We start from the raw sequence: 24,849 nt of genomic DNA, 5'->3' as shown, positions 1-24,849 counted from the left end.
GCGGTCACCGGTCGGGTGGCGTGAACTCCGGCAGGTAGTCGGCGAGCACGTCGAGCACCGCGACCTCGCCGCCGAGCTGGCACAGCACCCCGATCCCGCCCAGCCACACCCGGTGGATGAGCAGGTACTCCGGCGGCAGGTTCAGCTTCATGCCCATCGACCACTGCGGGCGGCGGGGGTCGTTGATGTGCGTGAACAGCTCCTGCAGCCACTCCCGGCTGAACCGGAACGTCTCCGAGCGGGCCGGCGCGAGGAAGGGCTCGAGGTACTCGAGCAGCCCGTCGGGGTCGACGTCGATCGTCGCCTTGATGAAGCCCTCGTCCCGCAGGCCCTCCACCACCCCGGCGGCGTCGTCCCGCAGCGCCAGGGTGAGCAGCCGGCCGATCTCCGTCGGCATCCCGTCCGGCAGGCGCTTGACCGCGCCGAAGTCCAGCACACCGAACCGGCCGTCGGGGGTGAGTCGGAAGTTGCCGGGGTGCGGGTCGGCGTGCAGCAGGCCGCAGCTCTGCGGCCCTCGCAGCAGGAACTCCAGGTAGCGCCGGGCGGCGACGTCCCGCTCCCCCTGCGAGCCGTTCGTGATCAGGTGCGACAGGGGGACGCCGTCCAGCCACTCGACGACCAGCACGCGCTCGCTGGCCGCCAGCACCTGCGGCACCACGATCTCCTCGGAGTCCGCGAACGCCTTGTGGAACGCCTGCTGGGACTCCGCCTCCGCCTCGTAGTCCAGCTCCTCCACGACGCGGGCCTTCAGCTCCTCCAGGACGGGCTTGAGCTCCAGCCCGGGGATCCAGCCGGCCGCGACCCGCGCCACCCTCGACACCTGGTTGAGGTCGGAGATCAGCGCCTCACCCGCACCGGGGTACTGGACCTTGACGGCGACGGCCCGCCCGTCCTTCGTCACGGCCCGGTGCACCTGGCCGATCGACGCCGCCGCGGCGGGGGTGTCGTCGAACTCCGCGAACCGGCGCCGCCACTGGGGCCCGAGCTGGTCGGCCAGCACCTTGTGCACCGACGCGGCGGGCATCGGGGGAGCGGCGTCCTGCAGCTTGGTCAGCGTCGCCCGGTACGGCCCCGCGATCTCCTCCGGCAGCGCCGCCTCGAAGATGCTCATCGCCTGGCCGAACTTCATCGCCCCGCCCTTGAGCTCGCCGAGCACCTTGAACAGCTGCTCGGCCGTGCGGGCCTGGACCTCCGCGGCGACCGCCTCGGCCGGCTTGCCGCCGACCCGCTTGCCCAGGCCGAGGGCGGTGCGTCCGGCGAACCCGACGGGGAGGCTGGCCAGGCGCGCGCTGCGCGCGAAGGCGCGCCGGGGGAGGTCCGTCACCCGCCCATTGTGTCCACGGACGCCGCCGGGACGCGCGACGGCACGGGTTCGCCGGGTCGGGTGGGCCGTGCGCGAGGCGCCGCGGTGAGCGTCGCGGCGGGCCGGGGACTCGCCCGTCCGGCGGCCTGCCCGGTCACCTCCCGGGACGTCCCGGGAGGGCCGGCGAGGGACCGCCACGTGCACCCGCACGCGGGGTGCGGCGCCCACGGCCGCACCCCGACCAGGCCGTCGGGGAGCACGACCTCCAACGTGGCGCCCACCGTGGCCGGGACGTCGCGCCCGTCGAGGTGGGCGAGGGCCTGGGCCACCGCGAGCCCTGCCGCCGGGGCCACCAGCGCTGGGTCGGCGTCGGCCCACCGGGCGCCTGCCGGCCCGCGGAGGGCGTACCCGGTCGTGAGGTGGCCGTGCCCGCTGCGGCCGCCCCGGGCCAGCTGGTCGACCACCCGCGGCCACTCCGGGTCCCGGTCGGCGCGGGCGAGGTCCACGCACCGGCAGCACGTCGAGCGGCCCGGCAGCACCAGCGGCCCGGCCACGGCGACCCGCTCGCGCAGCACCAGCGGCAGGTGCGGCACGTCCTCGCGGGCCAGCCCCTCGGTCAGCGCCGGGTCGAGCGCGCCGTGGGCGACGAGCACCACGAGGTCGGGCCGGACGTCGCCGCCCACGGCGGTCCGCGTCCGGGGCGCCGAGCGGCTGACCCTCGCCCGGGCCGCCCTCGCCCGCGGGCTGCCCACGTCCCGGGGGCGGTAGCCGCAGGGGCCGACGTCGGCGGCCCGGACCGGGCGGTCGTCGTCCAGCACCACGGTGCCCGCGCCGGCGTGCGCGAGCCACGACGCCACCGTCAGGCCCGTGGGGCACAGGCCCGCCACCGCCACCGTCGCGGACGAGCGAGGACGCGCGCGGTCGGACCGAACGGCGTCCAGGTCGCGGTCGGGCACCGCTCCCGGCGCCGTCCCGGCCCCGACGTCGCGCGGGCCGACGCCCAGGTCGTGGGCGACCCGACCCCCTGCCAGCACCCCTGCGCTCTCGAGTCGCAGCAGCAGCGACCGGGCACGGCCCACGTCGACCCCGGCGCGGCCGGCGCGCCGGAGCAGCTCCGCGGGTCCGCTGGCACCGTCGAGGAGGTCCAGCACCCGCTCGTCGTCCGGGGACAGGCCGTCGAGCAGCACCGCGTCGGCGTCGAGCCCCACCTGGAGCCTGCCGGGTGCCCTCCAGGCCGTCGCCAGCCCCGGTCTCAGTCGCAGCCCCATGCGCCAAGGATGTCCGGGTGCGGACGCGCTGCGGTGCCGCCGTCCACAGCACCGGGTGGTTCGCGTGTCGCGCCGGAGGCATCGGACTCGGCGGCATCGGACCCGGACGCACGGAGGGCGGGAGGGGACCGGTGTCCCCTCCCGCCCTCCGGAGCGACTTGCGGTGCTCAGGCCTTGCCGAGGATGCGGTTCAGGTTGGTGCCGCAGACCGGGCACTTGCCCTTCGCCATGCGGCGGCCGTTCGTCTCGACGACGTTGCCCTCCGCCTCGCGCTTCTCCTTGCACTTCACGCAGTAGAACTCGCCCTTGTAGGTCTCGCCGGTCTCAGCCACGTGTGGCCCCTTTCTCTGGTCGGCTCGGTGCCCTGGTCCCCCCGTGCGCGCGCCGGGCACGCCTGTGCCCGCTCGCACGGACCGGGGCGGTCGCCCTGGCGGGCCAGGATCGCCAGCCACAGTAGCCGAGCACGGGCTGAGCACGAGCCCACGCACCCCCACCGGCGCGTCCGGCGGGTCCCCGGCCGGCTCCCCAGCCGCTCCCCGGCCACTCCCCGAGCCGGTCCCGACCGGTCGACGGCACGCGACCTCGGCGGGCCGGCGCACGACCCGGGGCTCGGTCACCGCCGGGTCCGCACCACCCGGCTAACCTCACCGGCGTGAACGACCGGACCACCGCCGACGCCCCCGCGCTGGAGCACCTGCGTCTCGAGCACCCCGCGGACGGCGTGGCGCTGCTGACGCTGGAGCTGCCCGAGCGGCGGAACATGATGTCCGACCCGATGACCCGCTCGTGGGTCGCCGCGGTGGAGCACCTGCGCGAGGTGCCGGGGCTGCGCTGCGTCGTCGTCACGGGCGCCGGCAGCGCGTTCTGCTCGGGGGGTGACCTGTCCTGGCTGGGGGAGGGCGGCGACGTCGACCGGCTGCGCAGCCGGATGCACGCGTTCTACTCGGACTGGCTGAGCGTGCGGCGGCTCGAGGTGCCGGTCGTCGCCGCCGTCAACGGGCCGGCGATCGGCGCGGGCCTGGCCCTGGCGCTGGCGTGCGACCTGCGTGTCGTCGCCGCGGACGCCCGGCTCGGCGTCCCGTTCACCGCCCTGGGCCTGCACCCCGGGATGGCGACGACGTGGTCGCTGCCCGAGGTGGCCGGGCTGGCCGTCGCCCGCGACCTGCTGCTGACGGGCCGGCTGGTGCGCGGCGAGGAGGCCGTGCGGCTGGGTCTGGCGTCGCGGGTGGTGCCGGGCGACCAGGTGCTCGACGAGGCGCTGGCGCTCGCTCGCGACGTCGCCGCGCAGGCACCCGTCGCCACCCGGCTGACGACGCTGGCGCTGCGGGACGGCGGGCACGCCGACCACGCGACGGCGCTGCGGTGGGAGGCCCTCGCCCAGGCCGTCACGCTCGCCGGCGACGACCTGCAGGAGGGCCTGGCCGCCCAGCGCGAGCGCCGCGCCCCGCACTTCCGCGGCCGCTGAGGCGGGCGCCGCGGACCGTCACCGCGGGTCGGCACGGACGCGAGGGCAGGTCACACGGCGGTCACGACCGGGTCGGGGTCCTGGGGAGGGCCGGCGCCCGCGGGTACGGTGGCCGCGTGAGCAGGGCCACAGCCGGCGCGCCCGCTGCCGGTGAGCCGCGCAAGGGCCCCACCGTGCCGGGGGACCCGCCGGTCGTGGTCCGGCGCAGCAGGCGCCGCCGCCGGACGGTCACCGCCTACCGGGAGGACGGCGCCGTCGTCGTGGCCATCCCGGCGCGGTTCACCCGCGCCGAGGAGAAGGCCTGGGTCGCGACGATGCTCGAGCGGCTCGCCGCCCAGGAGCGACGGCGCCGCCCCAGCGACGAGGTGCTCACCGAGCGGGCCGCCGAGCTGTCCGAGCGCTACCTCGGTGGCCGGGCCCGGGCGTCGAGCGTGCGGTGGGCGACCAACCAGCACACCCGCTGGGGGTCGTGCACCCCGGCGGACGGCACGGTGCGGCTGTCGACGCGGCTGCGTGGTGTGCCGCCGTGGGTGCTGGACTACGTGCTGCTGCACGAGCTGGCCCACCTGATCGAACCCGGGCACGGCCCGGCGTTCTGGCGGCTCCTGGAGGGCTACCCGCGGACCGAGCGCGCCCGCGGCTACCTCGACGGCTTCGCGGCGGGCAGGGACCTGCCGCCCCTCTCGGGAGCCGACGACGACGAGGCCGGGGACGACGTGGACGGCGCCGCGCAGGCGCCCGCGCGGCGGGTTGGTGCGGCGGACGTCGCCCGGGTGCCCGGCACCTGAACCGCCGGTCCAGCGGCACCGGACCGCTCGCGTGGCGGGGGCGCAGCCGGCCGGTGGGGGTCAGCGCGCCCGGGTGGGCCCGTCGCGCAGGCCGAGTCTCGTGGCACCGCGCAGGTGCTCGAAGATCAGGCTGGTCTCGGTGTGCCCGACGGCGGGGTGGCCGGTGAGGTGCTCGAGGACGAAGTCGCGCAGCGACTCGGCGCTCGGCAGCGCCACGTGCAGCAGGTAGTCGTCCGTGCCCGACACGTGGAAGACCGACAGCACCCCCGGCAGGGACGTCGCGCTGGCCCGGAACGCCTCCACCTGCTCGCGCACGTGCAGCCGGAGCCGGACGGCGATCATCGCCTGCAGCGGGAACCCGGCCGCCGAGGGGGCGACGTCCGCGTGGATGCCGCGCAGCACCCCGCGCCGGCGCAGCTCGCGCACCCGCGCGAGGCAGGTGGACGGCGCCACGCCCACGCGCGCGGCGAGCTCGGCGTTGCTGACCCGCCCGTCGTCCTCGAGCTCGGCGAGCAGTGCCCGGTCGACGTCGTCCAGGTCCTGCCCGGGGGGTCGAACGATCTTCGGCACCTGGTCCTCCTGATCCCGCACGGTCGAAGACCTCGTCGTCCTCCGGGCGTCTGACCGAAGGACGTTCGGTCCCGCCCCCATCCTGCCATCGTCTCGTTCAGACTCCCGTCGACGGCCCGTGACCCGGGCCACGCCAACCCGAGGAGCCGACGTGACCACCGAGACGCCCCGTTCGAACGCCCCCGCCCCGTCCCTGCGCACCCGGGCCGTGCACGCGGGACGCAGCGACCTGACGGGACTCGGCGTCCACGCCCTGCCGATCGACCTGTCCACCACGAACCCGCTCCCGGGGGTCGAGACCGGGGGAGCCAGCTACGAGCTGCTCGCCACCGGCGGCGCGCCCGGCGCCGACGACTCGCACGTGTACGCGCGGCTGTGGAACCCGACGGTCGCCCGGTTCGAGGACGCGCTGGCCGACCTCGAGGGCGCGCACGGGGCGGTCGCCTTCGGCACGGGGATGGCGGCCCTGAGCGCCGTGCTCGTGGGGCTGGGGGAGGCGGCCGCGCTCACCGACGAGCGCGCCCGCCCGCACGTGGTCGCCGTCCGGCCCCTGTACGGCGGCAGCGACCACCTCCTGGCGACCGGCGTGCTCGGCCCCCAGGTGACCTTCGCCGCGGCCGGCGACCTCGTCGCGGCGCTGCGCGCCGACACGGCCCTCGTCGTCCTGGAGACCCCTGCGAACCCGACGCTGGACCTCGTCGACGTCGCGGCGGTCGTCGCGACCGTCCGGCAGCGGTCACCACGGGCCGCCGTCCTCGTCGACAACACGTTCGCCACGCCGGTCCTGCAGCGGCCCGCGGCCCTCGGCGCCGACCTGGTGCTCCACTCGGCCACGAAGTACCTCGGCGGTCACGGGGACGCGATGGGCGGCGTGGTGGCGACGGCCGGCCCGCGCGCGGTGGAGTGGACCGCCAGGCTCCGGCGGGTGCGCGCCGTCACCGGCGCGCTGCTGCACCCGCTGGGGGCGTACCTGCTGCACCGGGGGCTGCCCACCCTCCCGCTGCGGGTCCGGGCGCAGGGCGAGACGGCCGGCAAGGTCGCCGCGGCCCTGCTCGGGCACCGGCACGTGCGCACCGTCCACTACCCGGGCCTGACCGAGTGCGACCCGCGCGGGCTGGTCGGGCGGCAGATGGACGGCCCCGGTGCCGTGCTCGCGTTCGAGGTGGACGGCGGCTACGACGCGGCCTGCCGGGTCGCGGCGGGGGTCCGGCTCGCGACCCACGCGGTGTCCCTGGGTGGGGTGGACACGCTGATCCAGCACCCCGCGGCGCTCACCCACCGGCCGGTCGCGGGCGACGCGAAGCCCGCGCCGGGGCTGCTGCGGCTGTCCGTCGGGCTCGAGGACGCCGACGACGTGCTCGCCGACCTCGACCGGGCGATCCGCGCCGCGCACGCCTGACGGGTCTGAGCTGACGGGTCTGAGCTGACGGGTCTGAGCTGACGGGGTCAGAGCCGGCCCGTCACCAGCAGGTGGCGGCGGGCGGCGACGACGGCGCCGGCCAGCCGAGGGGGCAGGTCACCGACCACGCCGTCCGGCAGGGCGTCCACGTCGAACCACGCCACCTCGTCGCTCTCCTCGCTGGCCACCGGCGTGGCGCCGTCCGGTGCCAGGGCGACGAACGCCACGTCGAGGTGCTCGGTGCAGCGCCCGAACGCCGCCGACAGGGCGTGCCGGTCGAGGTCGACCGGGTCGGGCAGCACCGTCAGCCCCGGCAGGCCGGTCTCCTCGGTGCCCTCGCGCCAGGCCGCGGCGGCGAGGTCGGCGTCGCCGGGCTCGCAGTGACCACCGGGCTGCACCCAGAAGCCGCCCTTGCGGTGCAGGGTCAGGCAGACCCGCCCCAGCGACGCGTCGAGGACGAAGCAGGACGCGGTCAGGTGCGCGGGCGGGCCGTCCCGCAACACGCCGTCGGGGTGGTGGGCGAGGTGCTCGAGGTAGGTGCGGCGCAGGACGTCCTGGGTGGTCGTGGGCGCGGTCCAGGCCCCGAGCAGCCGGACCGCCTCGGCGTGCAGGCTCACCGCGGGCCGTCACCGCCCGCGTCACCGGTACCCGGCCCCTCCCCGTCGTCCGGCCCGTCCCCGTCGTTCGGCTCGCCGGCGCGCCGGCCGTCGTCCCCGTCGCCGGTCATGCCGCCCTCGGTGGGGCGTGGGGCGCCCTCGTCCGCCAGCAGCGCGGCGAGGGCGGCGTCGACCTCCGCGGACGCCGCCTCGGCGTCACCGCGCCGCGTCGCGTACGAGGTGGGGTCGTCGAGGTCCTCCGCGGTGGGCACGAGGTCGGGGTGCTCCCACACGGCGTCCCGCCCCGAGGCGCCCCGCGCCTCCTCGAGCGTGCGCCACAGCGTCGCGGCGTCCCGCAGGCGCCGCGGGCGCAGCTCCAGGCCCACCAGGCTGGCGAGGGTGTGCTCCGCCGGCCCGCCGGCCGCCCGACGGCGGCGCATCGTCTCGCGCATCGCGGCGGCGTGCGGCAGCTGCCCCGACGCCGCGCGGTCCACCACCTCGTCGACCCACCCCTCGACGAGGGCCAGCGTGGTCTCCAGCCGGGCCAGCGCCTGCTCCTGCGCGGGCGTGCGCTGCGGCTCGAACAGCCCCTCGGAGAGCGCCTGCTGCAGGGCCTGGGGGTCGGTGGGGTCGACGTCCTGCACCGCCCGCTCGATGAGCGCGGTGTCGATGGTGATGCCGCGCGCGTACGCCTCCACGGCGCCCAGGACGTGGGCGCGCAGCCACGGCACGTGCGCGAAGAGCCGTGCGTGGGCGGCCTCGCGCAGCGCGACGTACAGCCGCACCTCGTCCACCGGCACGCCCAGGCCCTCGCTGAACGCCTCGACGTTCGCGGGCAGCAGCGCCGTCCCGCCGCTCGTCAGCGGGACGCCGATGTCGTGGGAGGACAGCACCTCCGAGGCCAGGGCCCCGACCGCCTGCCCGACCTGCATGCCGAAGACGGCACCGCCGACCTGGCGCATCATCGAGCCGGCCTGGGCGATGAACGGCTGCATCTGCTCCGGTGCCTGCTGGGCCATCGCCGCCGCCATCGCGTCCGCCACCGACGCCGCGACCGGCTCCGCCAGGCGGCGCCACGTCGCGAGCGTCGACTCGACCCACTCCGCCCGCGACCAGCCCTGCGCGGTCGCCGACGACGCGGGCAGGTCCGTGACGGCGTCCAGCCACGTCTCGGCCAGCCGCAGGGCCTCGCCGGTGGCGCGGGCCTGGGGGCCGCTGACGGTGGGGTCGCCGGACTGGGCCGCGGTCTGGCGCGCGAGGTCCTTGGCGAGGTCCCAGTTCACCGGACCGTCCCCGGCGGTGCTGAGCATCCGCTGCACCTGCGCCAGGACCTGGTTGAGCGCCGCCGGGTCGGTCGGGATCCCCGCGGCCGCCAGCTGCGCCGGATCCAGCCCGGGCAGACCGCCGGGTAGACCACCGGGCAGGCCGCCGCTCATCAGCTGGCCCAGCAGCGCCGCGAGCGGGTTGTCGTCGTCGTCGGAGGGGCCGGACGCCGACGACCCGCCCTGCGGTCCGGGACCGCCGAAGCCGAGACCGCTGCGGGACCCCACGTCGCCACCGCGCGGCCCGGGCCCGGTGGACCCGCTCGACCCGGCCGGCTCACCGGGCTCGGGCTCCTGCTCGCCGTCCGGACGGTCACGGGGGTCGTCGTCCGTCGGGTCGTGCGGGACGTCGCTCATCTCACGTTCTCCTGACGCGCGGGTGCCGGACACCGCGCCGCTCGCACCGGGATGATGGACCGCACCGGACCGGTGCAGCGGACGGCCTCCCACGGTACCCACCGTCCGGCCGTCCCCGAGCCGGTGCCGCCGGGGCGGCCGACCGCTCCCGCGGCCGAGGTCGCCGCGCGAGCGCCGGCCGACCGGCTCGTCAGGACAACTCCGGGGAGGGTGCGTGGGTTCCACCGGTCAGCCGGGTGCCACGCCGTCGCGTCGCAGGCGCGGCCGGCGGTCGGGGCCGGTCGTCGTCGTGACCGGTGCCACGGGTCCGGCCGGGCGTGCCGTCACCGCGGCGCTCGCCGCCGCCGTCGGCCACGGGCTGCGCCGCGTCGTCGCCGTCGTCCCGCCGGCGCCCGCACCCGACGACCACCCCGGGGACGTGCTGCCGGACGACGTCGCCGCGGTCGCCGCGGACACCGCCTCGCCGACGGTCGTGCGGGCCCTGGAAGGTGCCGACGTCGTCGTCCACGTCGCCTGCCCCGACGACCTGGAGGCGGCGCTGGCGGTCGACCACCCGACGCGGCGCGCCCGGGTCGTGCGCTCCGCGCAGGCGGTGCTCACGGCCGCCGCGGCGGTGGGTGCCCGGCACGTGGTGGTCGTCGGCTCGGCGATGGTGCACGGCGCCCGCCCCGACGCGCCGGTCCCGCTGGCGGACGACGCGCCGCTGCTCGCCGAACCCGACACCGGGGTGGTGGGTGACCTGCTGGAGGTCGAGCAGGTCGTCGCCCGGGCGCGGACCGCCCACCCCGCCCTGACGGTCACGGCCGTGCGTCCCGCCGCCCTCGTCGGACCGGGCGTCGACACGTTGAGCACCCGGCACTTCGAGGCGCCGCGGCTGCTGTCGGTGCGGGAGGCCCGCACGGCCTGGCAGTTCTGCCACGTCGCCGACCTCGGCGCCGCCGTCCTGCGGGTCGTCCTCGACGGGATCGACGGTGACGTCGGCGTCGGCGCGCCGGGGGCCCTGTCGGCCGACGACGTCGAGCGGCTCAGCGGGATGCGCCGCGTCGACCTCCCCGCCGCGCTGGCCTTCGGGACGGCCGAGCGCCTGCACCGCGTCGGGGTGCTGCCGATGCCCGCGACCGACCTGGCGTACGTCGTCCACCCCTGGGTCGTGTCGGCGCAGCGGCTGCGGGAGGCGGGCTGGCGTCCCGCCCACGACAACGAGCAGTGCCTGCGCGAGCTGCTCGAGCACGTGGCGGGCCACCACGCGGTGGCCGCCCGCCGGCTCGAGCGGCGCGACGCCGCCCTCGGTGCCGCGGGCGCGGCCGTCGCCCTCGTCGGCACCGCGGCGGTGTGGCGGCAGGCGCGGGTGCGGGCGGGGCGCCGGCGCGGCGGACGGGCCTGACCGAGGGCCCGACCGGCCGGCGGTCCTCGCGGGTGCGATATTGGGCAGCGACCCGGGCACCCGGTCCGCAGGTCGACGAAGGAGGACCGGCCCCGGTGACCGCGGAGAACGACCAGCAGCAGCGTGGTGCGGACGTCGTCGGCCCGCCGCCGGCTCCGCCTGCGTCCGGCGCAGCCTCCGAGCCCGGCGCCGCCACGGCTGCCGGTCAGCCGGTGGCGCCTGCCGCTCCCGCTGCCGACCGGCTCGACCCGCGGCACGCCGTCACCGCCGTCCTCGGCCTGCTCACCGTCGCCCTGATGGCGGCCGTGTCGATGCTGCCCGTCCCGTACGCCGTGGTGCGACCCGGCCCGGTCCGCGACGTGCTGGGCACGCACGGCGGTGCGCCGATGATCGCGGTCGAGGGGGAGCGCACCTACCCGACCGACGGCCGGCTCGACCTGCTGACGGTGTCCGTCGACGGGGGACCGGGGAGCCCGGTCAACCTCGCCGAGCTGGTGTCGGGCGTCCTCGACCCGGACGTGTCGGTGCGACCCCGGGACGAGCTCTTCCCGCCCGACGTGACGAGGGAGTCGATCGAGCAGGAGAGCAACCAGGAGATGGTGACGTCGCAGGAGCAGGCGACCGCGGCCGCGCTGCACGAGCTCGACGTCCCGGTCCCGACGACCCTGACGGTCGCCGGCTTCTCCCCGGACGCCCCGGCCGAGGACGTGCTGCGCGAGGGGGACGTGGTGGTCGCCGTGGGCGGCCAGCAGGTCACCGACCTGCCGCAGCTGCGGGACGTGCTGCAGCGCTCCGAGCCCGGTGACGACGTCGTCGTCGGCGTCGTGCGGGACGGCGCGACGGTGCCGGTGACCGTGACGACCACGGGCAGCGAGGACGGGCGCACGCTGCTCGGCGTCCTCGTCGACCCCACGTACGAGTTCCCGTTCGACGTGCGGATCAGCATCGAGAACATCGGCGGACCGAGCGCCGGGATGGTCTTCGCCCTGGGGATCATCGACAAGCTCACCCCGGGCGCGCTGACCGGCGGCGAGCACGTCGCGGGCACCGGGACGGTCGACTCCGACGGCACGGTGGGTCCGATCGGCGGGGTCCAGCAGAAGCTGGTGGCCGCCCGGGACGCGGGAGCCGAGTGGTTCCTCGCGCCGGCCGGCAACTGCCCCGAGGTGGTCGGGCACGTCCCCGACGGCCTGCGGGTGGTCGAGGTGGAGACCCTGGAGCAGGCGCGCGCCGCGGTCGAGGCGATCGGCGCCGGCCAGGGGACGCGGGACCTGCCGACCTGCGACTGAGCCGACCTGCGACCGAGCCGACCTGCGACCGAGCCGGTCGCGCCCCCGTCAGGGCTCGAGCGTCGCCCGCAGCGCGGCGGCCACCCCGGGGGCGAGGTCCGCACCGGTCCCGACGGCGTGGTCCTCGTCGTGCGCGCGGGTGCGGATCGCGCAGCGCGTGGCGCCGTCGCGCATCACGCCCACGGCCAGGCGCACGTCCTGGCGCTGCGGGTGCTCCATCAGCCGCGCCAGCGCCTCGTCCGGGTCGTCGGGCAGGTCGGCCTCGGCCTCCGGCGGGACGACGAGCCGCTCGCAGACGAGCGCGGCCCCGTCGACGGACGGGCCCCACGTGATCTGGGCCAGCAGCTCCTCGATCGTGTCGGCCTGCGGCAGGCCCTCCTGCTCCACGGACGTGATGTGGTCCGGGTCCGCCTGCGCGCTGGCCACGAGGTCGGGTGGCAGCTGCTCGGCGAGCGAGGGGTCGCGGCGCAGCGCCTGCGCCGTGCGGATCAGCGCGAACACGCGCACCGGGGCGTCCCAGCCGCCGCGCGCCACGTGCCGCTCCAGCTCGCGGACGGCCCGGTCAAGGGGGTCCGGCGGGTCGGTCGGGCGGTCCGTCGGCGCGTCGGCCGCGCTGGCCCCGGGGGACCGCGGAACCCCGTCGGGCTCCGCGCCGTTGGGTCCGGTAGAGGGCGTCACCCCTCGATCCTGGCACGTGCGCCGGACGCCGCCTGCTGGTGCCCCGGGCCGCGTGCGAGGATCGGGCCACGCCCGCCGTGCCGACGACGTGAGGTAGACCCACCGTGAGCTTCGCCACCAGCCCGGGCCCGTCCCGGCCGGTCCTGCAGCGCCGACGCCGGGGGCCGCTGGTCCCCACCCTCATCGTGCTGGCCGGGCTGGCCGTCGTCCTCGGGCTGCTCGCCGAGGTGTGGACCGAGGTGCTGTGGTTCCGCCAGCTCGGCTTCGGCGAGGTCTTCCGCACCCGATTGGTGACGCAGGCGCTGCTGTTCGTCGTGGGCGGCGGGCTGATGGCCGCGGCCGTCGGAGCGAGCATCACCTGGGCCTACCGGTCCCGGCCGGTGTACGCGCCGGTCGACGTCGAGCAGCAGAACCTCGACCGCTACCGGGAGAGCCTGGAGCCGCTGCGCCGCCTCGTCATGGTGGTGCTCCCGCTCGGCCTCGGGCTGTTCGCCGGGTCGGCGGCCGCCCAGCAGTGGCAGACGACCCTGATGTGGCTGAACCGGACGCCGTTCGGGACGCGGGACCCCGAGTTCGGCATGGACCTGTCGTTCTTCGTCTTCACGCTGCCGTTCCTGCGGTTCGTCGTCGGCTTCCTGACGGCCGTCTTCCTGCTGGCGCTGCTGGCCGGCGCCGCGACCCACTACCTGTACGGCGGGATCCGCCTGCAGGGCAGCGGCCCTCGCACGACCAACGCCGCGCGGGTGCACCTGGCCGGGCTGGTGGGCCTGCTGGTGCTGCTGCAGGCCGGCGCGTACTGGCTGGACCGGTACTCGGCGCTCACGGAGGAGAACGACCGGTTCACCGGTGCCGGCTACACCGGGATCAACGCGGTGCTGCCGGCCAAGAGCATCCTGGCCGCGATCGCCGTCCTTGTCGCCGTCCTGTTCTTCGTCGCGGCCGCGCGCCGGGGCGGCACGTGGCGGCTGCCGGCGATCGGCGTCGCGCTGCTGGTGGTGTCCGCCGTCGTCGTCGGTGGGATCTACCCCGCGCTGGTCCAGCGCTTCCAGGTCACGCCCAGCCAGCTGACCCGGGAGGCCGAGTACATCCAGCGCAACATCGACGCGACGCGGACGGCGTACGGCATCGACGACGTCGAGGTCAGCCAGTACGCCGCCGCGGCCACCGGCGAGCGGGGCGCGCTGCGCGAGGACGCGCAGACGGCGGCGAGCATCCGCCTCCTCGACCCCGCGCTGGTCAGCCCGACGTTCCGCCAGCTCGAGCGCAACAAGCAGTACTACACGTTCGCCGACCCGCTGGACGTCGACCGGTACGAGATCGACGGCGAGGTGCGGGACACGGTGATCGCCGTCCGGGAGCTCGACCTGTCGGGCCTGCCCGACAACCAGCGCTCCTGGTTCAACGACCACGCCGTGTACACCCACGGCTTCGGGGTCGTGGCGGCGTACGGCAACCAGCGCAACGACGACGGCGAGCCGGCGTTCATGCAGCAGGGCATCCCGTCGACGGGCGTGCTCGGGGAGTACGAGCCGCGCATCTACTTCGGTGAGAAGTCCCCCGACTTCTCCATCGTCGGCGCGCCGGAGGGGGCGGCCCCCCGTGAGCTCGACTTCCCGACCGACGAGGGCGACGGCACGGGCCAGGCGAACACGACGTTCAGCGGGGACGGCGGCCCCAGCGTCGGCAACCTGTTCAACCGGCTCCTGTACGCGATCAAGTTCCGGGACCAGAACATCCTGCTGTCGGACGCGGTGAACGCCGAGTCGCAGATCCTGTACGACCGCGCGCCGCGCGACCGGGTGGAGAAGGTCGCGCCGTTCCTGACCCTGGACGGCGACCCGTACCCGGCGGTCGTCGACGGCCGGGTGACGTGGATCGTCGACGCGTACACGGTCACCGACGCCTACCCGTACGCGGACACCCAGCCGCTCGGCGACGTGACGGTCGACTCCCTGACACAGACGTCCTCCAGCGTCGTGGCGCTGCAGCAGCGGGAGATCAACTACATCCGCAACTCGGTGAAGGCCACGGTGGACGCCTACTCCGGCGAGGTGACGCTGTACGCCTGGGACGACGAGGACCCGCTGCTGCAGACGTGGATGAAGATCTTCCCCGGTGCGGTGCAGCCGCTGTCGGAGATCGACGGTGAGCTCATGGGTCACCTGCGGTACCCGGAGGACCTGTTCAAGGTGCAGCGCACCGTCCTCGGCCAGTACCACGTGACCGACGCCGAGGCGTTCTACTCCGGTCAGGACTACTGGCAGGTGCCGGCCGACCCGACGGCTCCGACGGACCAGGGCGAGGCGCAGCCGCCGTACTACCTGACGCTGCAGATGCCCGGCCAGGACGACCCGTCGTTCTCGCTGACGTCGGCGTACATCCCGAGGGCCACGCAGGGCAACGTCAGCAACGTCCTGACGGGGTTCGTGGCGGTGGACGCGGACGCGGGCGACGCCGGGGGTGAGAAGGCCGAGGGCTACGGCAAGATCCGGTTGCTCCAGCTGCCCCGCGGCGAGGTCGTCCCCGGACCGGGTCAGGTGCAGAACGACTTCAACGCCAACCCGACGGTGTCCAACGAGCTGAACATCCTGGCCCGCGGTGACTCCGAGGTGCGGCGCGGCAACCTGCTGACGCTGCCGGTCGGTGGTGGTCTGCTCTACGTGCAGCCGGTGTACGTGCAGAGCGCCGGGGAGACGTCGTACCCGAAGCTGCAGCGCGTGCTGGTGTCGTTCGGCGAGCAGATCGGCTTCGCCGAGACCCTCGACGCGGCGCTGGACCAGGTGTTCGGCGGGGACTCCGGTGCGACCGCCGGCGACGCGGGGGCGGGCGACCCGTCCGACGTCCCGACGGACCCGACCGACCCGGACGCCGGGCCGAGCGCGCCGGCTCAGGCGGAGGTCCGGCTCCAGCAGGCGCTGACGGCGGCCAACCAGGCCATCCAGGACGGGCAGGCGGCGCTCGCGGAGCAGGACTTCACCGCCTACGGCGAGGCACAGCAGCGCCTGCAGCGGGCGATCGAGGACGCGCTCAACGCGGAGGCCGAGATCCGGGGGGCCGCCCCGCCGGTCACCGACGAGGAGGCGACCACCGAGGAGGCCCCGGAGGACACCGCAGCGCCGTGACGCGGTGGGCTCGCCGCGGACGACGGCCCCCGACCTGACCGGTCGGGGGCCGTCGTCCGTCGGGTCACCCAGCGGGGAACGGCCGCGTGGGGGCGTCAGACCTCGAGCTCGGACAGCACCTGCGGCACCTGGGCGGGCAGCTCGCGGGCGAGGAAACCGAGCCGCCCGACGGCGGCGGCGAGCCGGTCACCGGCCCGCCCGTGCAGGTGCGTGGCCCAGACCGCCGCCTGGGCGGGGTCGGCACCGCGGGCGGCCAGGCCGGTCACCAACCCCGCCTTGACGTCGCCCGACCCGGAGACCCCCAGGCCCCGCCCGCCGGTGTCGTCGCACCACCGGCGCCCGTCCGGTGCCGCCGTCCACGACGTCGAACCGCCGGCGGCGACGACGGCGGAGCAGCGGCGGGCCAGCGCCAGGGCCGCGGCCGCCGGGTCGTCCTCCACCTGCTCGTCGTCGGTGTGCAGGGTGCGGGCCAGCTCGCGCAGGTTCGGGGTGAGGACGGCACGACCACCCAGGTGCGCCACGGCGTCCGGGTGCTCGGTCAGGTGGGCGAGCGCGAGGGCGTCCACCACGACGAACGCGTCGAGGTGCGGGACGAGGCGACGGGCCAGGTCGGCGGCGCCGTCGGGGTCGCGCAGGCCGGGCCCGACGAGGACGGCGTCGCAGCCGCCCGCCAGGTCCAGGACCTGCTCGGCGCAGCGCGGGTCCAGGTCGCCGTCCCCGTTCTCCGGGAGCGGCAGAACGAGGGCCTCGGGCAGCGCGACCCCCAGAGCCGGGGCGACGGACCGTGCCGTGGCGACCTGGAGCTTGCCGGCGCCGGAGCGCAGGGCCGCCTCGGCGGCGAGGAGCACGGCGCCGGGCGTGGCGCAGGACCCGCCGACGACGAGGGTGCGGCCGCGGGACTCCTTGTCGTCGCCTGGCGCGGGCAGCGGCCAGTCCCGCAGCACCCGGGTCGTGACCGCGACCGGGTCCGGCGCGCCGGCGGTCGCGCGACCGGCCGCTCCCGGTTCCGCGCGAGGCTCAGGAGGCGTCACGTCGTCCCTCGGACGGGTCCGCCTGCTCGTCGGCCTGCTCGTCCGCGGCGTCGTCGGCCCCGGGTTCCGCCGTGGTCGGTGCCTCGGTCCGCTCGACGGCCGTCGTGTCGGCGTACCGGACCAGCTCGAGACGCCCGTGGTCCGTGCGCGCGTACGTGGTGAGCGAGCAGTTGGGGACGGGGTCCTCCCGGTCGATCTCCAGCAGCTCCGCCTCGCGCAGTCCCTCGATGGCGAGCCGGAAGCTCATGATCACCGCCTGGTGGGAGAACAGCCAGAGGCGGGAGTCGCGGTGCTCGTCGTGCAGGTCGCGCAGGACGGATCGCACCCGGTGGGCGACGTCGCACCAGCTCTCGCCGCCGGGCGGTCGGTAGTAGAACTTGCCCACCTTGCCGCGGTGCTCCGCCTCGTCGGGGAAGGTGGCCTTGATGCCGTCGCCCGTCATCCCGTCGAACGCGCCGAGGTCGCGCTCGCGCACCCGCTCGTCGACGACGAGGGGGACGTCGAGGCCGGCCACCTCCAGGGCCGTCTCCGCGGTGCCGAGCGCCCGCTGGAACGGCGAGGTGACGACGACGTGGGGGCGCTCGTCCTCGTCGAGGTCGCGCAGGTACCGGCCGACGGCGGCGGCCTGGTCCCGGCCGGTGCCGGAGAGCTCGACGTCGGGGTCGCGGACGTCGAGGTCGAGTCGGTGCGCACCGCGCCGTCGTGCCTCGGCGTCGGCGACGTTGCCGACGCTCTCGCCGTGGCGCACCAGGACCAGTCGGGCCATGCTCGGCCGGACCCGGTGCGTGGCCGGTGCACCGTCGGCCCCTCGGCCCGGCTCGTCCTGGTCCGTGTGCTGGTGTGCCGCCCTCGCGTCCATGCTCGTCACCTTCGCTGGCGGGGGAGGGAGCCGCATCTCGGGCGCGGAGCACCCGACCCGCCGGGTGCACCGCGACCTCGATTTGCCCCGCCGGGCGGCACCCGCTTATGGTTGAGCCACCGACGCGGGGTGGAGCAGCTCGGTAGCTCGCTGGGCTCATAACCCAGAGGTCGCAGGTTCAAATCCTGCCCCCGCTACAACGAACAGGGCCCGGTCTGTGGAAACGCAGACCGGGCCCTGTTGCTGTGTGGTTGCTCCCCACGCAACGGCCCCCGCACCTGGGAGAGGACGATGGGTGGCGTGACCACTCATCCCGGTGCGGAGCTCGTCCGTCGGCTGAGAGCCGTGGCGGTCGAGGTCGCCATGCCGACGCGTCCGGGCCTGGAGGAGGCCGTCGTCCTCGCCGAGGAGCTCGTGGCGCTCGGTCTCGGGGGTTGGGCCACCGTCGACATGGCGTCTCTGCCGCGCGGTGCGACGCGGGCGGATGCGGGCGACACGGTCCGGGCGATGCTGGCCGAGTGGGGGATGGAGGTACCTCCGGCGGAGGATGACGACGCCCGGTACCGGTTGCTCCTGCGTGCTTTCGGGTTGTGGGACCTGCCGGTGGCCCGGTTCGAGAGGGCGTTCTACGCGCGGCTCGTGGCCTGGGACCAGCAGAGCGAGCTCGACCGGGCGCTCGCCCTCCTGCTGCACGAGCTCGACCAGCTCAGCACGCCCGGCGAGCGGCTGGCTGTCGAGCGGCGCATGCGAGAGCTCGTGTCGACACGTTTCCCGACGTAGCACGCCTCTGGGGACGACGTCGTGCGCGGCCGTGCTGCCCTCGCCGGTCACGCGGACCGTACGAGGGGTGTCCCGCTCCCGAGATGGGCTCGTAGGAGCGGTGTCAGGCCTCGGCCTCGGCCTTGATGCGCTGGAGGGTCTGCTCGACCCCGGCGCGCAGCCGCTCGGTGAACGCCTCCTGGCCGCCCATGTAGCGGTCGGTCAGCTGCTGCGACAGCTCGGACACCCCCTCGGGGGTCTCTCGGTGCTCGCTCAGCAGCGTGCCCTCGCCGCAGGGCTCCAGCCGGAACACCCAGACCACCCAGTTGTCGGCGATCCGGAAGGCCAGCTCGCGCTCCGGCTCGTAGCGCACGACGGTCCCTCGCGTCGTCCACTGCAGCTCGCCGTCGACGTTGCGGTTGGTGAACTCGGTGCCCAGCTCGACGCGCTCGTGCCCGTCGCGCAGGCGGGTCGACGCCACGGTCGGGCTCCACCGCGGCATCTGCCGCACGTCGCTGACGAGCTCCCACACGCGCGCCGGGGGAGCGGCGATCTCGATGCTGGACCTCACGACGGGGACGGTGCTCACGGCGACCTCCAGTGTTTTACGACCGAGTGGTCGTGATGTGGGCCCGAAGGCTAGCGCGCCCGAAGATGTACGTCCAGACGGTCGCCTACCATGCTCGGTATGACGCACGGCGCACCGGCGGACGGACGACGGGCTCGAGGTGACGTGACCCGCCGCAAGGCGGCGCGCGCCGCCGCCGACGTCGCGACGACCACCGGTCTGGACTCGATCACCGTGGGCTCGCTGGCCGCGGCCACCGGCCTGAGCAAGAGCGGGATCCTCACGGTCTTCGCCGACCGCCAGCAGATCCAGGTCGCCGCCGTCGCCGAGGCCCGACGGGTCTACCGGGACGCCGTCATCGCCCCCGCCTGGACCGCTGCACCGGGGCGCGCCCGCCTGATCGCCCTCGTCGACAGCTGGGTCCGCTACCTGCGCGACCGCGTGTTCCCCGGCGGCTGCTTCGTCGCGGCCACGACCGTCGAGTTCGGTCACCGCGACGGCCCGGTCGCCGACGCGGTCCGCCGGCTCAAGCGCGAGTGGCTCGACCTGCTGGAGGCCGAGCTCGTCGTGGCCGGCTCGGCCGACCCGGTCACCGACGCCTGGCGCGTCGACGCCTACCTCGCCGCCGCGAACGCCCACCGCGAGCTGTTCGGCGAGGACGCCGTGCTGGACCGGGCACGGCGGCTGGTGCTCGACGTGGTCGCCGCCTGCGGTGGCGCGCCCGAGGGAGTGGTGCGGCCGACCACCTGACCGCGCGTCGCCCGGTCGGCCGCGGCCAGGAATACCCCGCCGGGTATGGCGTTGCAGGTCGTCGGACGCCCTGGTCCAGGGGCGGCGAGCGCGAGGAGCGGACGTGAAGACGGTGGTCGTGGGTGGGGTCGCGGGCGGGATGTCCGCGGCGACCCGGTTGCGCAGGCTCGACCCGACCGCGGAGGTGGTCGTGCTCGAACGCAGCGCCCACGTGTCCTACGCCAACTGCGGGTTGCCGTACTACGCGGGTGGCGTGATCACCGAGCGGGACGCGCTGCTGCTGCAGACGCCGCAGTCCCTGGGCGCCAGGTTCGGGATCGACGTGCGAGTGCGGACCGAGGTCGTCGGGATCGACGTCGCCGACCGGACCGTCCGGGTGCTCGACCTGACCTCGGGCACGGCGTACACCGAGCGCTACGACCACCTCGTGCTCAGCACCGGGGCGGTGCCGGTGGTCCCGCCGGTCCCGGGGGTGGAGCGCGCGTCGACGCTGCGCACGGTCGAGGACGTCGACGCCATCGTGGCGCGCCTGGACGCCGGCGCGCGGACCGCCGTCGTCGTCGGCGGCGGTTTCATCGGTCTGGAGGCGGCCGAGAACCTGCGCCACCGCGGGCTGGCGGTGACCGTCGTCGAGCGCGCCGCGCAGGTCCTGACCCCCCTGGACGTGGAGATGGTGACGCCGGTGCAGGCGGAGCTGCGCCACCACGGCGTCCGCCTCGAGCTCGGCGCCGAGGTCACCGAGGTCACCGACGACGCCGTCCGTCTCGCCGACGGCCGCCTGCTGGACGCCGACCTCGTCGTCCTGGCGATCGGCGTGCGCCCCGACGTCACCCTCGCCCGTGCCGCGGGCCTGCGGCTCGGCCCGCGCGGCGGCGTGGTCGTCGACGCCGACCAGCGCACCAGCGACGCGCACGTCTACGCCGTCGGGGACGCCGCCGAGAAGGTCGACGCCGTCGACGGCTCCGCGGTCCTCGTCCCCCTCGCGAACGTGGCCAACCGGGCCGGCCGCCGGGCCGCGGACGCCATCGCCGGACGCCCCCGCCCGGCCGCCGCGTCGCTGGGCACCGCCGTCGTCAAGGTCTTCGGTCTCACCGTGGCCGTCACCGGGTGGAACGAGGCCCGTGCCCGCAGGGCAGGCGCGGAGCACCACGTGGTGCACACCCACGCCGCGTCCCACGCCGGGTACTACCCGGGCGCCGAGCCCCTGTCCCTCAAGGTCGTCCTGGCACCCGAGGGCACGCTGCTCGGCGCCCAGGCCGTGGGGCGCGACGGCGTCGACAAGCGCATCGACGTCCTGGCCACGGCGGTCCGCGGTGGCCTGACCGCGCCCGAGCTGGCCGACCTGGAGCTGGCGTACGCGCCGCCGTTCGGCTCGGCGAAGGACCCCGTGAACGTGCTCGGGTACGTCGCAGAGAACCTCCTGACCGGGACGACGGGCACCGTGCAGTGGCACGAGGTGGCCGAGCGGGTCGCCGCCGGTGCGGCGCTGCTCGACGTGCGGACCCCCGCGGAGTACGCCGCGGGGCACCTGCCGGGAGCGGTGAACATCGAGCTGGACGCGCTGCGCCACCGCCTGGACGAGGTCCCCGCGGGTCCGGTCGTCGTGTACTGCGGGGTCGGCCAGCGGGCCCACACCGCCACGATGCTGCTGCGAGCGCACGGGCGCGACGCGGTCAACCTGGACGGCGGCTACCGCACCTGGAGCGCGGCGGCGGACCTCGACGACCACGCGCGCCCCCGGGACCCCGCTCCCGCCCCCGAGCACCTGCGGACCGCAGCCCTCGTCGGAGAGCTCGCTCCCTGACCCAGGCAGCTCACAGGGCGGTGCCCGGCAGGCGGGCGGACTGCTCGACCCAGGAGCGCAGCAGGTCCTCGTCCAGCGCGTCGTCCTCGTGCACGTCGAGGTAGCGGACCTCGTCGTGCTTCGACGCCTTCGGCGGCACCGGGTCGAGCGACGAGCCCTTGAGCAGCTGGACCTGCACGTACCGGGTGTAGCAGCGGAACGCCAGGTGCCACCCGTCCGCGCCGAAGCCGTAGAACGGCTGGTTCCACCGGACGACCTTGCGCACGTCCGGGACCGTCTCGGTGACGAGGCGGTCGAGGCGGCGGCCGACGTCCCGCTTCCACCCCGGCATGGCCTCCACGTACGTCCGCACCGGTCCCTCGCCGTCTCCCTTCGGGACCTGCGGGTTGCCGCCGGACAGCAGCCTCGGTGCGTGTTCCGGGTCCTTCGAGCGCGTCATCGTCACCAGCTCCCTGGTCGCGGTCGTCCGGCCTGCCGCTGCCCACTGTCGTGTGGCAGCGTGAGCACCCACAACCCTGATCGACCAACCTGAGCGACCAACCTGAGCGACGAGGTGCGGAGATGAGCGGACCGGTCACCGAGGTCGACGCCCCGAGCGACGTCGCCGACACCGGCCACCCCGGGCACGCGTGCATGGAGGTGACCGAGTCCCACGAGAGCCGGGTGGGGCGGATCACCGTGCGGCGGGCGCTGCCGCGACGCGGCCGCAGGACGGTCGGTGCGTGGTGCTTCGCCGACCACATGGGCCCGGCCGACGTGACCGAGAACAGCGGCCTGGACGTCGGCCCCCACCCGCACATCGGCCTGCAGACCGTCACCTGGCTCACCGACGGGCAGGTCCTGCACCGCGACAGCCTGGGCTCCGAGCAGGTCATCGCCCCCGGCCAGCTGAACCTCATGACGTCCGGTGGCGGGATCACCCACTCCGAGGAGGCCACCGGCCACTACCGCGGCACCCTGGAGGGCATCCAGCTGTGGGTCGCCCTGCCCGACGCCACCCGCGGCGGCGACGGCGGGTTCGAGCACCACGCCGAGCTGCCGCGCGCCGACGTCCATGGGGGGACGGCGACCGTCCTGCTCGGCGAGTTCGCCGGACTGACCAGCCCCGCCCGTCGCGACACCCCGCTCGTCGGGGTCGAGCTCGACGTGACCGCACCCGTCACCGTGCCGCTGCGCCCCGACTGGGAGTACGCCCTCGTCGTGCTGCAGGGGGGTGTCGCCGTCAACGGGCAGCCGCTCGCCCCCGGCCGGCTCGGGTACCTGGGCGAGGACCGCGACGAGCTGGGCCTCGACGTCCGCGAACCCACCCGGGTGATGCTGGTCGGCGGGGAGCCGTTCGACGAGCCGGTCCTCATGTGGTGGAACTTCGTCGCCCGCACGAAGGAGGAGGTCGAGGACGCGTACCGGTCCTGGGCGGCCCGGGACGACCGGTTCGGCCGGGTCGACTCGCCGCTCGAGCGGATCCCGGCCAAGGCGCCGTGGTGGATGAAGGACGCCTGAGCTGAGCGACGACCGCGGCTCCTCGCGCCCCCGGCCGCGCACGGCGCTCGCCGCCCAGCTGTCCCGGCCGCTGCGCCGGTACGTCGCAACCGAGGCCGGCAGCGCGGCGTTCCTCCTCGTCGCCTGCGTACTCGCGCTCGCGTGGGCCAACTCGCCCTGGTCGGGCGCGTACGAGGCGCTGTGGTCCACCGAGGTGTCCCTCGCCGTCGGGGACGCCGGCCTGGCCATGGACCTGCACCACTGGGTCAACGACGCGCTGATGGCGCTGTTCTTCCTCGTCGTCGGCCTCGAGGTCCGCCGCGAGCTGTCCGTCGGCGAGCTCACCGACCGCCGCCGGGTCCGCCTGCCCCTGCTCGCCGGGGTCGCGGGGATGGTCGTCCCCGCGCTGCTGTACCTGGCCGTCGTCCCCGCCGACGCCCGGCACGGCTGGGGGGTCGTCATCGGTACCGACACCGCGTTCATGCTCGGCGCGCTGGCCGTCGTCGGCCCCCGGTTCGCCACCCAGCTGCGGATCTTCCTGCTCACCCTCACGGTGATCGACGACGTCGTCGCCGTCAGCGTCATCGGCGTCGTCTACTCCGACGACCTGCAGGGCCGGTGGCTGGTCGTCGCCCTCGGGTGCCTCGTCGCGCTGGTCGCCCTCGGCCGGCTGCGGACCTGGCGGGCCTCGCCGTACGTCCTCGTCACCGTCGTGCTCTGGCTGGCCACCGTCGAGGCCGGCCTGCACGGCTCGGTCGCCGGAATGCTCGCCGGCCTGCTCGTCGCCGCCCGGTCGCCGGAGCGGGCGACCGTCGAGCACGCCGCCTCGCGGTTCCGCGCCTTCCGGCAGTCACCCGTCGTCGACCTCGGCCGGTCCGCCACCCAGGGCGTCGCCCGGGCGCTGTCCGTCAACGAGCGGCTCCAGACCGCGCTGCACCCCTGGACGGGGTACGTCGTCGTGCCGCTGTTCGCGTTCGCCAACGCCGGGGTCGACCTGCGGGGCGGGCTGCTCGGGGAGGCGCTGCGCTCCCCGCTGACCTGGGGTGTCGCCGTCGCCCTCGTCCTCGGCAAGCCGCTCGGGGTCGCCGGCGCATCGCTGGTCGGGTCGCGGCTGGGCGTCGGCCGGCTGCCGCAGGGCGTGCGCGCCGGTCACGTCGCCGGGGGAGGAGCGCTGTCCGGGATCGGCTTCACCGTGTCCCTGCTCGTCGCCGGGCTCGCCTTCGACGACCCCGACCTGGCCGACCGGGCCACCGTCGGCGTGCTGCTGTCCGCCGTCCTGGCGACCGCCCTCGGGTGGGTGCTCTTCCAGGCCGGACGGCGGCTGCGCGGCGAGGGCGACGCGGACCTGCCCCGCGTCCTGGACCGGGACGTCGACCCGGCCGTCGACCACGTCCGCGGCCCCGTCGGCGCACCGCTGACCCTGGTCGAGTACGGGGACTTCGAGTGCCCGTTCTGCGCCCGCACCACCGGGGTCGCGCACGACCTGCGCGAGACGTTCGGGGACGACCTGCGCTACGTCTTCCGGCACCTGCCGCTGGACGACGTCCACCCGCACGCCGAGCTCGCCGCACGCGCCGCCCTGGCCGCCGACCGGCAGGGCCGGTTCTGGGACCTGCACGACGTCCTGTTCGCCCACCAGGACGAGCTCGAGCTCGAGGACCTGCTGGGGTACGCCGGGGACCTCGGCCTGGACGTCGAGGCGTTCGTCCGCGACCTCGAGGACGAGGCCCTGCACGCCCGGGTCCGCGCCGACGTCGCCAGCGCGGAGGCCAGCGGCGCCCGCGGCACGCCGACGTTCTTCGTCAACGGACGCCGGCACTCCGGGCCGCACGACGCGGCGAGCCTCGCCCGGGCGCTGCGCGAGGCCCGGGCCGAGGCGACCGTCGGGGTGCCGCGCGCTCGCTGAGCGCAGCGGGACCGGTACGCTGGGGGACGACCGCCACGTGTCGCCGCCCGCGGGGCGTCGACCGGCCGGGTCCGGCGCCTGGACGCTCGTCCGACGCGCCGCCGCCGGCCGAGCGGACGCGACCGGCGCCCGGGTCGAGACCCACCGGGCGG

22 protein-coding genes and 1 tRNA gene are annotated in these 24,849 nt (G+C 75.8%); 12 read left to right on the top strand and 11 right to left on the bottom strand.

Features of this window, described 5'->3' with window-relative positions; genetic code table 11:
* Nucleotides 1-4 precede the first annotated feature (4 nt).
* From ACYVQV_RS02505 to ACYVQV_RS02495, 3 genes are all read right to left on the bottom strand, one after another.
* Nucleotides 5-1,324, bottom strand: a complete 1,320-nt coding sequence (locus tag ACYVQV_RS02505) for an ABC1 kinase family protein (protein WP_461021676.1) — start codon at nt 1,322-1,324, stop codon at nt 5-7.
* A complete protein-coding gene (locus ACYVQV_RS02500; RefSeq protein WP_461021675.1) occupies nt 1,321-2,571 on the bottom strand; it encodes a thiamine biosynthesis protein ThiF in 1,251 nt (416 codons plus the stop codon). The genes ACYVQV_RS02505 and ACYVQV_RS02500 overlap by 4 nt, the downstream gene beginning before the upstream one ends.
* Before the next feature lie 167 nt (nt 2,572-2,738).
* Complete coding sequence (locus ACYVQV_RS02495; protein ID WP_141789218.1) at nt 2,739-2,903, bottom strand: DUF5679 domain-containing protein; 165 nt, start codon at nt 2,901-2,903, stop codon at nt 2,739-2,741.
* 320 nt (nt 2,904-3,223) lie between these two features.
* Here ACYVQV_RS02495 and ACYVQV_RS02490 point away from each other — a divergent pair, with 320 nt between their 5' ends.
* Nucleotides 3,224-4,036, top strand: coding sequence for an enoyl-CoA hydratase/isomerase family protein (locus ACYVQV_RS02490; protein ID WP_461021674.1), 813 nt, complete (start codon nt 3,224-3,226; stop codon nt 4,034-4,036).
* A 173-nt stretch (nt 4,037-4,209) separates the two neighbouring features.
* Nucleotides 4,210-4,824 carry a M48 metallopeptidase family protein gene (locus ACYVQV_RS02485; RefSeq protein ID WP_461021733.1) on the top strand — a complete coding sequence of 205 codons (615 nt, stop codon included), beginning with the start codon at nt 4,210-4,212 and terminating at the stop codon, nt 4,822-4,824.
* 60 nt (nt 4,825-4,884) lie between these two features.
* Here ACYVQV_RS02485 and ACYVQV_RS02480 read toward each other — a convergent pair whose 3' ends face one another.
* The gene (locus ACYVQV_RS02480) at nt 4,885-5,394 is read right to left on the bottom strand and encodes an Lrp/AsnC family transcriptional regulator (RefSeq protein ID WP_461021673.1); all 510 of its coding nucleotides are present in this window, start codon (nt 5,392-5,394) and stop codon (nt 4,885-4,887) included.
* A gap of 151 nt (nt 5,395-5,545) precedes the next feature.
* Here ACYVQV_RS02480 and ACYVQV_RS02475 point away from each other — a divergent pair, with 151 nt between their 5' ends.
* Nucleotides 5,546-6,793 carry a trans-sulfuration enzyme family protein gene (locus ACYVQV_RS02475; RefSeq protein ID WP_461021672.1) on the top strand — a complete coding sequence of 416 codons (1,248 nt, stop codon included), beginning with the start codon at nt 5,546-5,548 and terminating at the stop codon, nt 6,791-6,793.
* 47 nt (nt 6,794-6,840) lie between these two features.
* Here ACYVQV_RS02475 and ACYVQV_RS02470 read toward each other — a convergent pair whose 3' ends face one another.
* Together ACYVQV_RS02470 and ACYVQV_RS02465 are read right to left on the bottom strand one after the other, a co-directional pair.
* Nucleotides 6,841-7,410 (bottom strand): NUDIX hydrolase, encoded by a 570-nt coding sequence (locus tag ACYVQV_RS02470; protein ID WP_461021671.1) that lies wholly within the window; start codon nt 7,408-7,410, stop codon nt 6,841-6,843.
* Nucleotides 7,407-9,068, bottom strand: a complete 1,662-nt coding sequence (locus ACYVQV_RS02465) for a zinc-dependent metalloprotease (RefSeq protein WP_461021670.1) — start codon at nt 9,066-9,068, stop codon at nt 7,407-7,409. Before ACYVQV_RS02465 ends, ACYVQV_RS02470 begins: the two co-directional genes overlap by 4 nt.
* Before the next feature lie 289 nt (nt 9,069-9,357).
* Here ACYVQV_RS02465 and ACYVQV_RS02460 point away from each other — a divergent pair, with 289 nt between their 5' ends.
* Together ACYVQV_RS02460 and ACYVQV_RS02455 are read left to right on the top strand one after the other, a co-directional pair.
* Nucleotides 9,358-10,452 carry an NAD-dependent epimerase/dehydratase family protein gene (locus ACYVQV_RS02460; protein WP_461021669.1) on the top strand — a complete coding sequence of 365 codons (1,095 nt, stop codon included), beginning with the start codon at nt 9,358-9,360 and terminating at the stop codon, nt 10,450-10,452.
* A gap of 95 nt (nt 10,453-10,547) precedes the next feature.
* Nucleotides 10,548-11,741, top strand: a complete 1,194-nt coding sequence (locus tag ACYVQV_RS02455; protein WP_461021668.1) for a YlbL family protein — start codon at nt 10,548-10,550, stop codon at nt 11,739-11,741.
* Nucleotides 11,742-11,789: 48 nt separating this feature from the next.
* Here ACYVQV_RS02455 and ACYVQV_RS02450 read toward each other — a convergent pair whose 3' ends face one another.
* Entirely contained in the window at nt 11,790-12,419 is a 630-nt protein-coding gene (locus ACYVQV_RS02450) for a PPA1309 family protein (RefSeq protein WP_461021667.1), read from the bottom strand.
* Between the two features lie 104 nt (nt 12,420-12,523).
* On the opposite strand from ACYVQV_RS02450, the gene ACYVQV_RS02445 reads away from it, so the two are divergent.
* Entirely contained in the window at nt 12,524-15,541 is a 3,018-nt protein-coding gene (locus tag ACYVQV_RS02445; protein ID WP_461021666.1) for a UPF0182 family membrane protein, read from the top strand.
* 95 nt (nt 15,542-15,636) lie between these two features.
* Here the strand turns inward: ACYVQV_RS02445 and ACYVQV_RS02440 are convergent, their stop codons facing one another.
* Both ACYVQV_RS02440 and ACYVQV_RS02435 read right to left on the bottom strand, forming a co-directional pair.
* On the bottom strand, nt 15,637-16,572 hold the full coding sequence (locus ACYVQV_RS02440) for an NAD(P)H-hydrate dehydratase (RefSeq protein WP_461021665.1): 936 nt from the start codon (nt 16,570-16,572) through the stop codon (nt 15,637-15,639).
* Nucleotides 16,559-17,431 carry a histidine phosphatase family protein gene (locus ACYVQV_RS02435; RefSeq protein ID WP_461021664.1) on the bottom strand — a complete coding sequence of 291 codons (873 nt, stop codon included), beginning with the start codon at nt 17,429-17,431 and terminating at the stop codon, nt 16,559-16,561. Before ACYVQV_RS02435 ends, ACYVQV_RS02440 begins: the two co-directional genes overlap by 14 nt.
* A gap of 123 nt (nt 17,432-17,554) precedes the next feature.
* Here ACYVQV_RS02435 and ACYVQV_RS02430 point away from each other — a divergent pair.
* Both ACYVQV_RS02430 and ACYVQV_RS02425 read left to right on the top strand, forming a co-directional pair.
* A tRNA-Met gene (locus tag ACYVQV_RS02430) sits at nt 17,555-17,628 on the top strand.
* 103 nt (nt 17,629-17,731) lie between these two features.
* Entirely contained in the window at nt 17,732-18,211 is a 480-nt protein-coding gene (locus tag ACYVQV_RS02425; protein ID WP_461021663.1) for a hypothetical protein, read from the top strand.
* A gap of 103 nt (nt 18,212-18,314) precedes the next feature.
* Here ACYVQV_RS02425 and ACYVQV_RS02420 read toward each other — a convergent pair whose 3' ends face one another.
* Complete coding sequence (locus ACYVQV_RS02420) at nt 18,315-18,779, bottom strand: SRPBCC family protein (protein WP_461021662.1); 465 nt, start codon at nt 18,777-18,779, stop codon at nt 18,315-18,317.
* Nucleotides 18,780-18,878: 99 nt separating this feature from the next.
* Between ACYVQV_RS02420 and ACYVQV_RS02415 the strand changes: the two genes are divergently transcribed.
* Complete coding sequence (locus tag ACYVQV_RS02415; protein ID WP_461021661.1) at nt 18,879-19,508, top strand: TetR/AcrR family transcriptional regulator; 630 nt, start codon at nt 18,879-18,881, stop codon at nt 19,506-19,508.
* Between the two features lie 103 nt (nt 19,509-19,611).
* Nucleotides 19,612-21,312: an FAD-dependent oxidoreductase gene (locus ACYVQV_RS02410; protein WP_461021660.1), complete on the top strand. Its 1,701-nt coding sequence runs from the start codon at nt 19,612-19,614 to the stop codon at nt 21,310-21,312.
* 10 nt (nt 21,313-21,322) lie between these two features.
* Here the strand turns inward: ACYVQV_RS02410 and ACYVQV_RS02405 are convergent, their stop codons facing one another.
* Nucleotides 21,323-21,751: a DUF1801 domain-containing protein gene (locus ACYVQV_RS02405; RefSeq protein WP_461021659.1), complete on the bottom strand. Its 429-nt coding sequence runs from the start codon at nt 21,749-21,751 to the stop codon at nt 21,323-21,325.
* Between the two features lie 122 nt (nt 21,752-21,873).
* Between ACYVQV_RS02405 and ACYVQV_RS02400 the strand changes: the two genes are divergently transcribed.
* Together ACYVQV_RS02400 and nhaA are read left to right on the top strand one after the other, a co-directional pair.
* Nucleotides 21,874-22,812 (top strand): pirin family protein, encoded by a 939-nt coding sequence (locus ACYVQV_RS02400; protein WP_461021658.1) that lies wholly within the window; start codon nt 21,874-21,876, stop codon nt 22,810-22,812.
* 1 nt (nt 22,813) lies between these two features.
* Nucleotides 22,814-24,697, top strand: a complete 1,884-nt coding sequence (gene nhaA / locus ACYVQV_RS02395) for a Na+/H+ antiporter NhaA (protein ID WP_461021732.1) — start codon at nt 22,814-22,816, stop codon at nt 24,695-24,697.
* Nucleotides 24,698-24,849: the final 152 nt, after the last annotated feature.

Source organism: Thalassiella azotivora (assembly GCF_054781695.1).
This window is presented reverse-complemented; position numbering and strand designations above follow the sequence as displayed.

Bases quoted from the DNA above. Each gene is read 5' to 3' on its own strand.
- ACYVQV_RS02405 (WP_461021659.1), bottom strand. From the start codon at position 21,751: ATGACGCGCTCGAAGGACCCGGAACACGCACCGAGGCTGCTGTCCGGC.
- ACYVQV_RS02465 (WP_461021670.1), bottom strand. From the start codon at position 9,068: ATGAGCGACGTCCCGCACGACCCGACGGACGACGACCCCCGTGACCGT.
- ACYVQV_RS02415 (WP_461021661.1), top strand. From the start codon at position 18,879: ATGACGCACGGCGCACCGGCGGACGGACGACGGGCTCGAGGTGACGTG.
- ACYVQV_RS02400 (WP_461021658.1), top strand. From the start codon at position 21,874: ATGAGCGGACCGGTCACCGAGGTCGACGCCCCGAGCGACGTCGCCGAC.
- ACYVQV_RS02500 (WP_461021675.1), bottom strand. From the start codon at position 2,571: ATGGGGCTGCGACTGAGACCGGGGCTGGCGACGGCCTGGAGGGCACCC.
- ACYVQV_RS02435 (WP_461021664.1), bottom strand. From the start codon at position 17,431: ATGGACGCGAGGGCGGCACACCAGCACACGGACCAGGACGAGCCGGGC.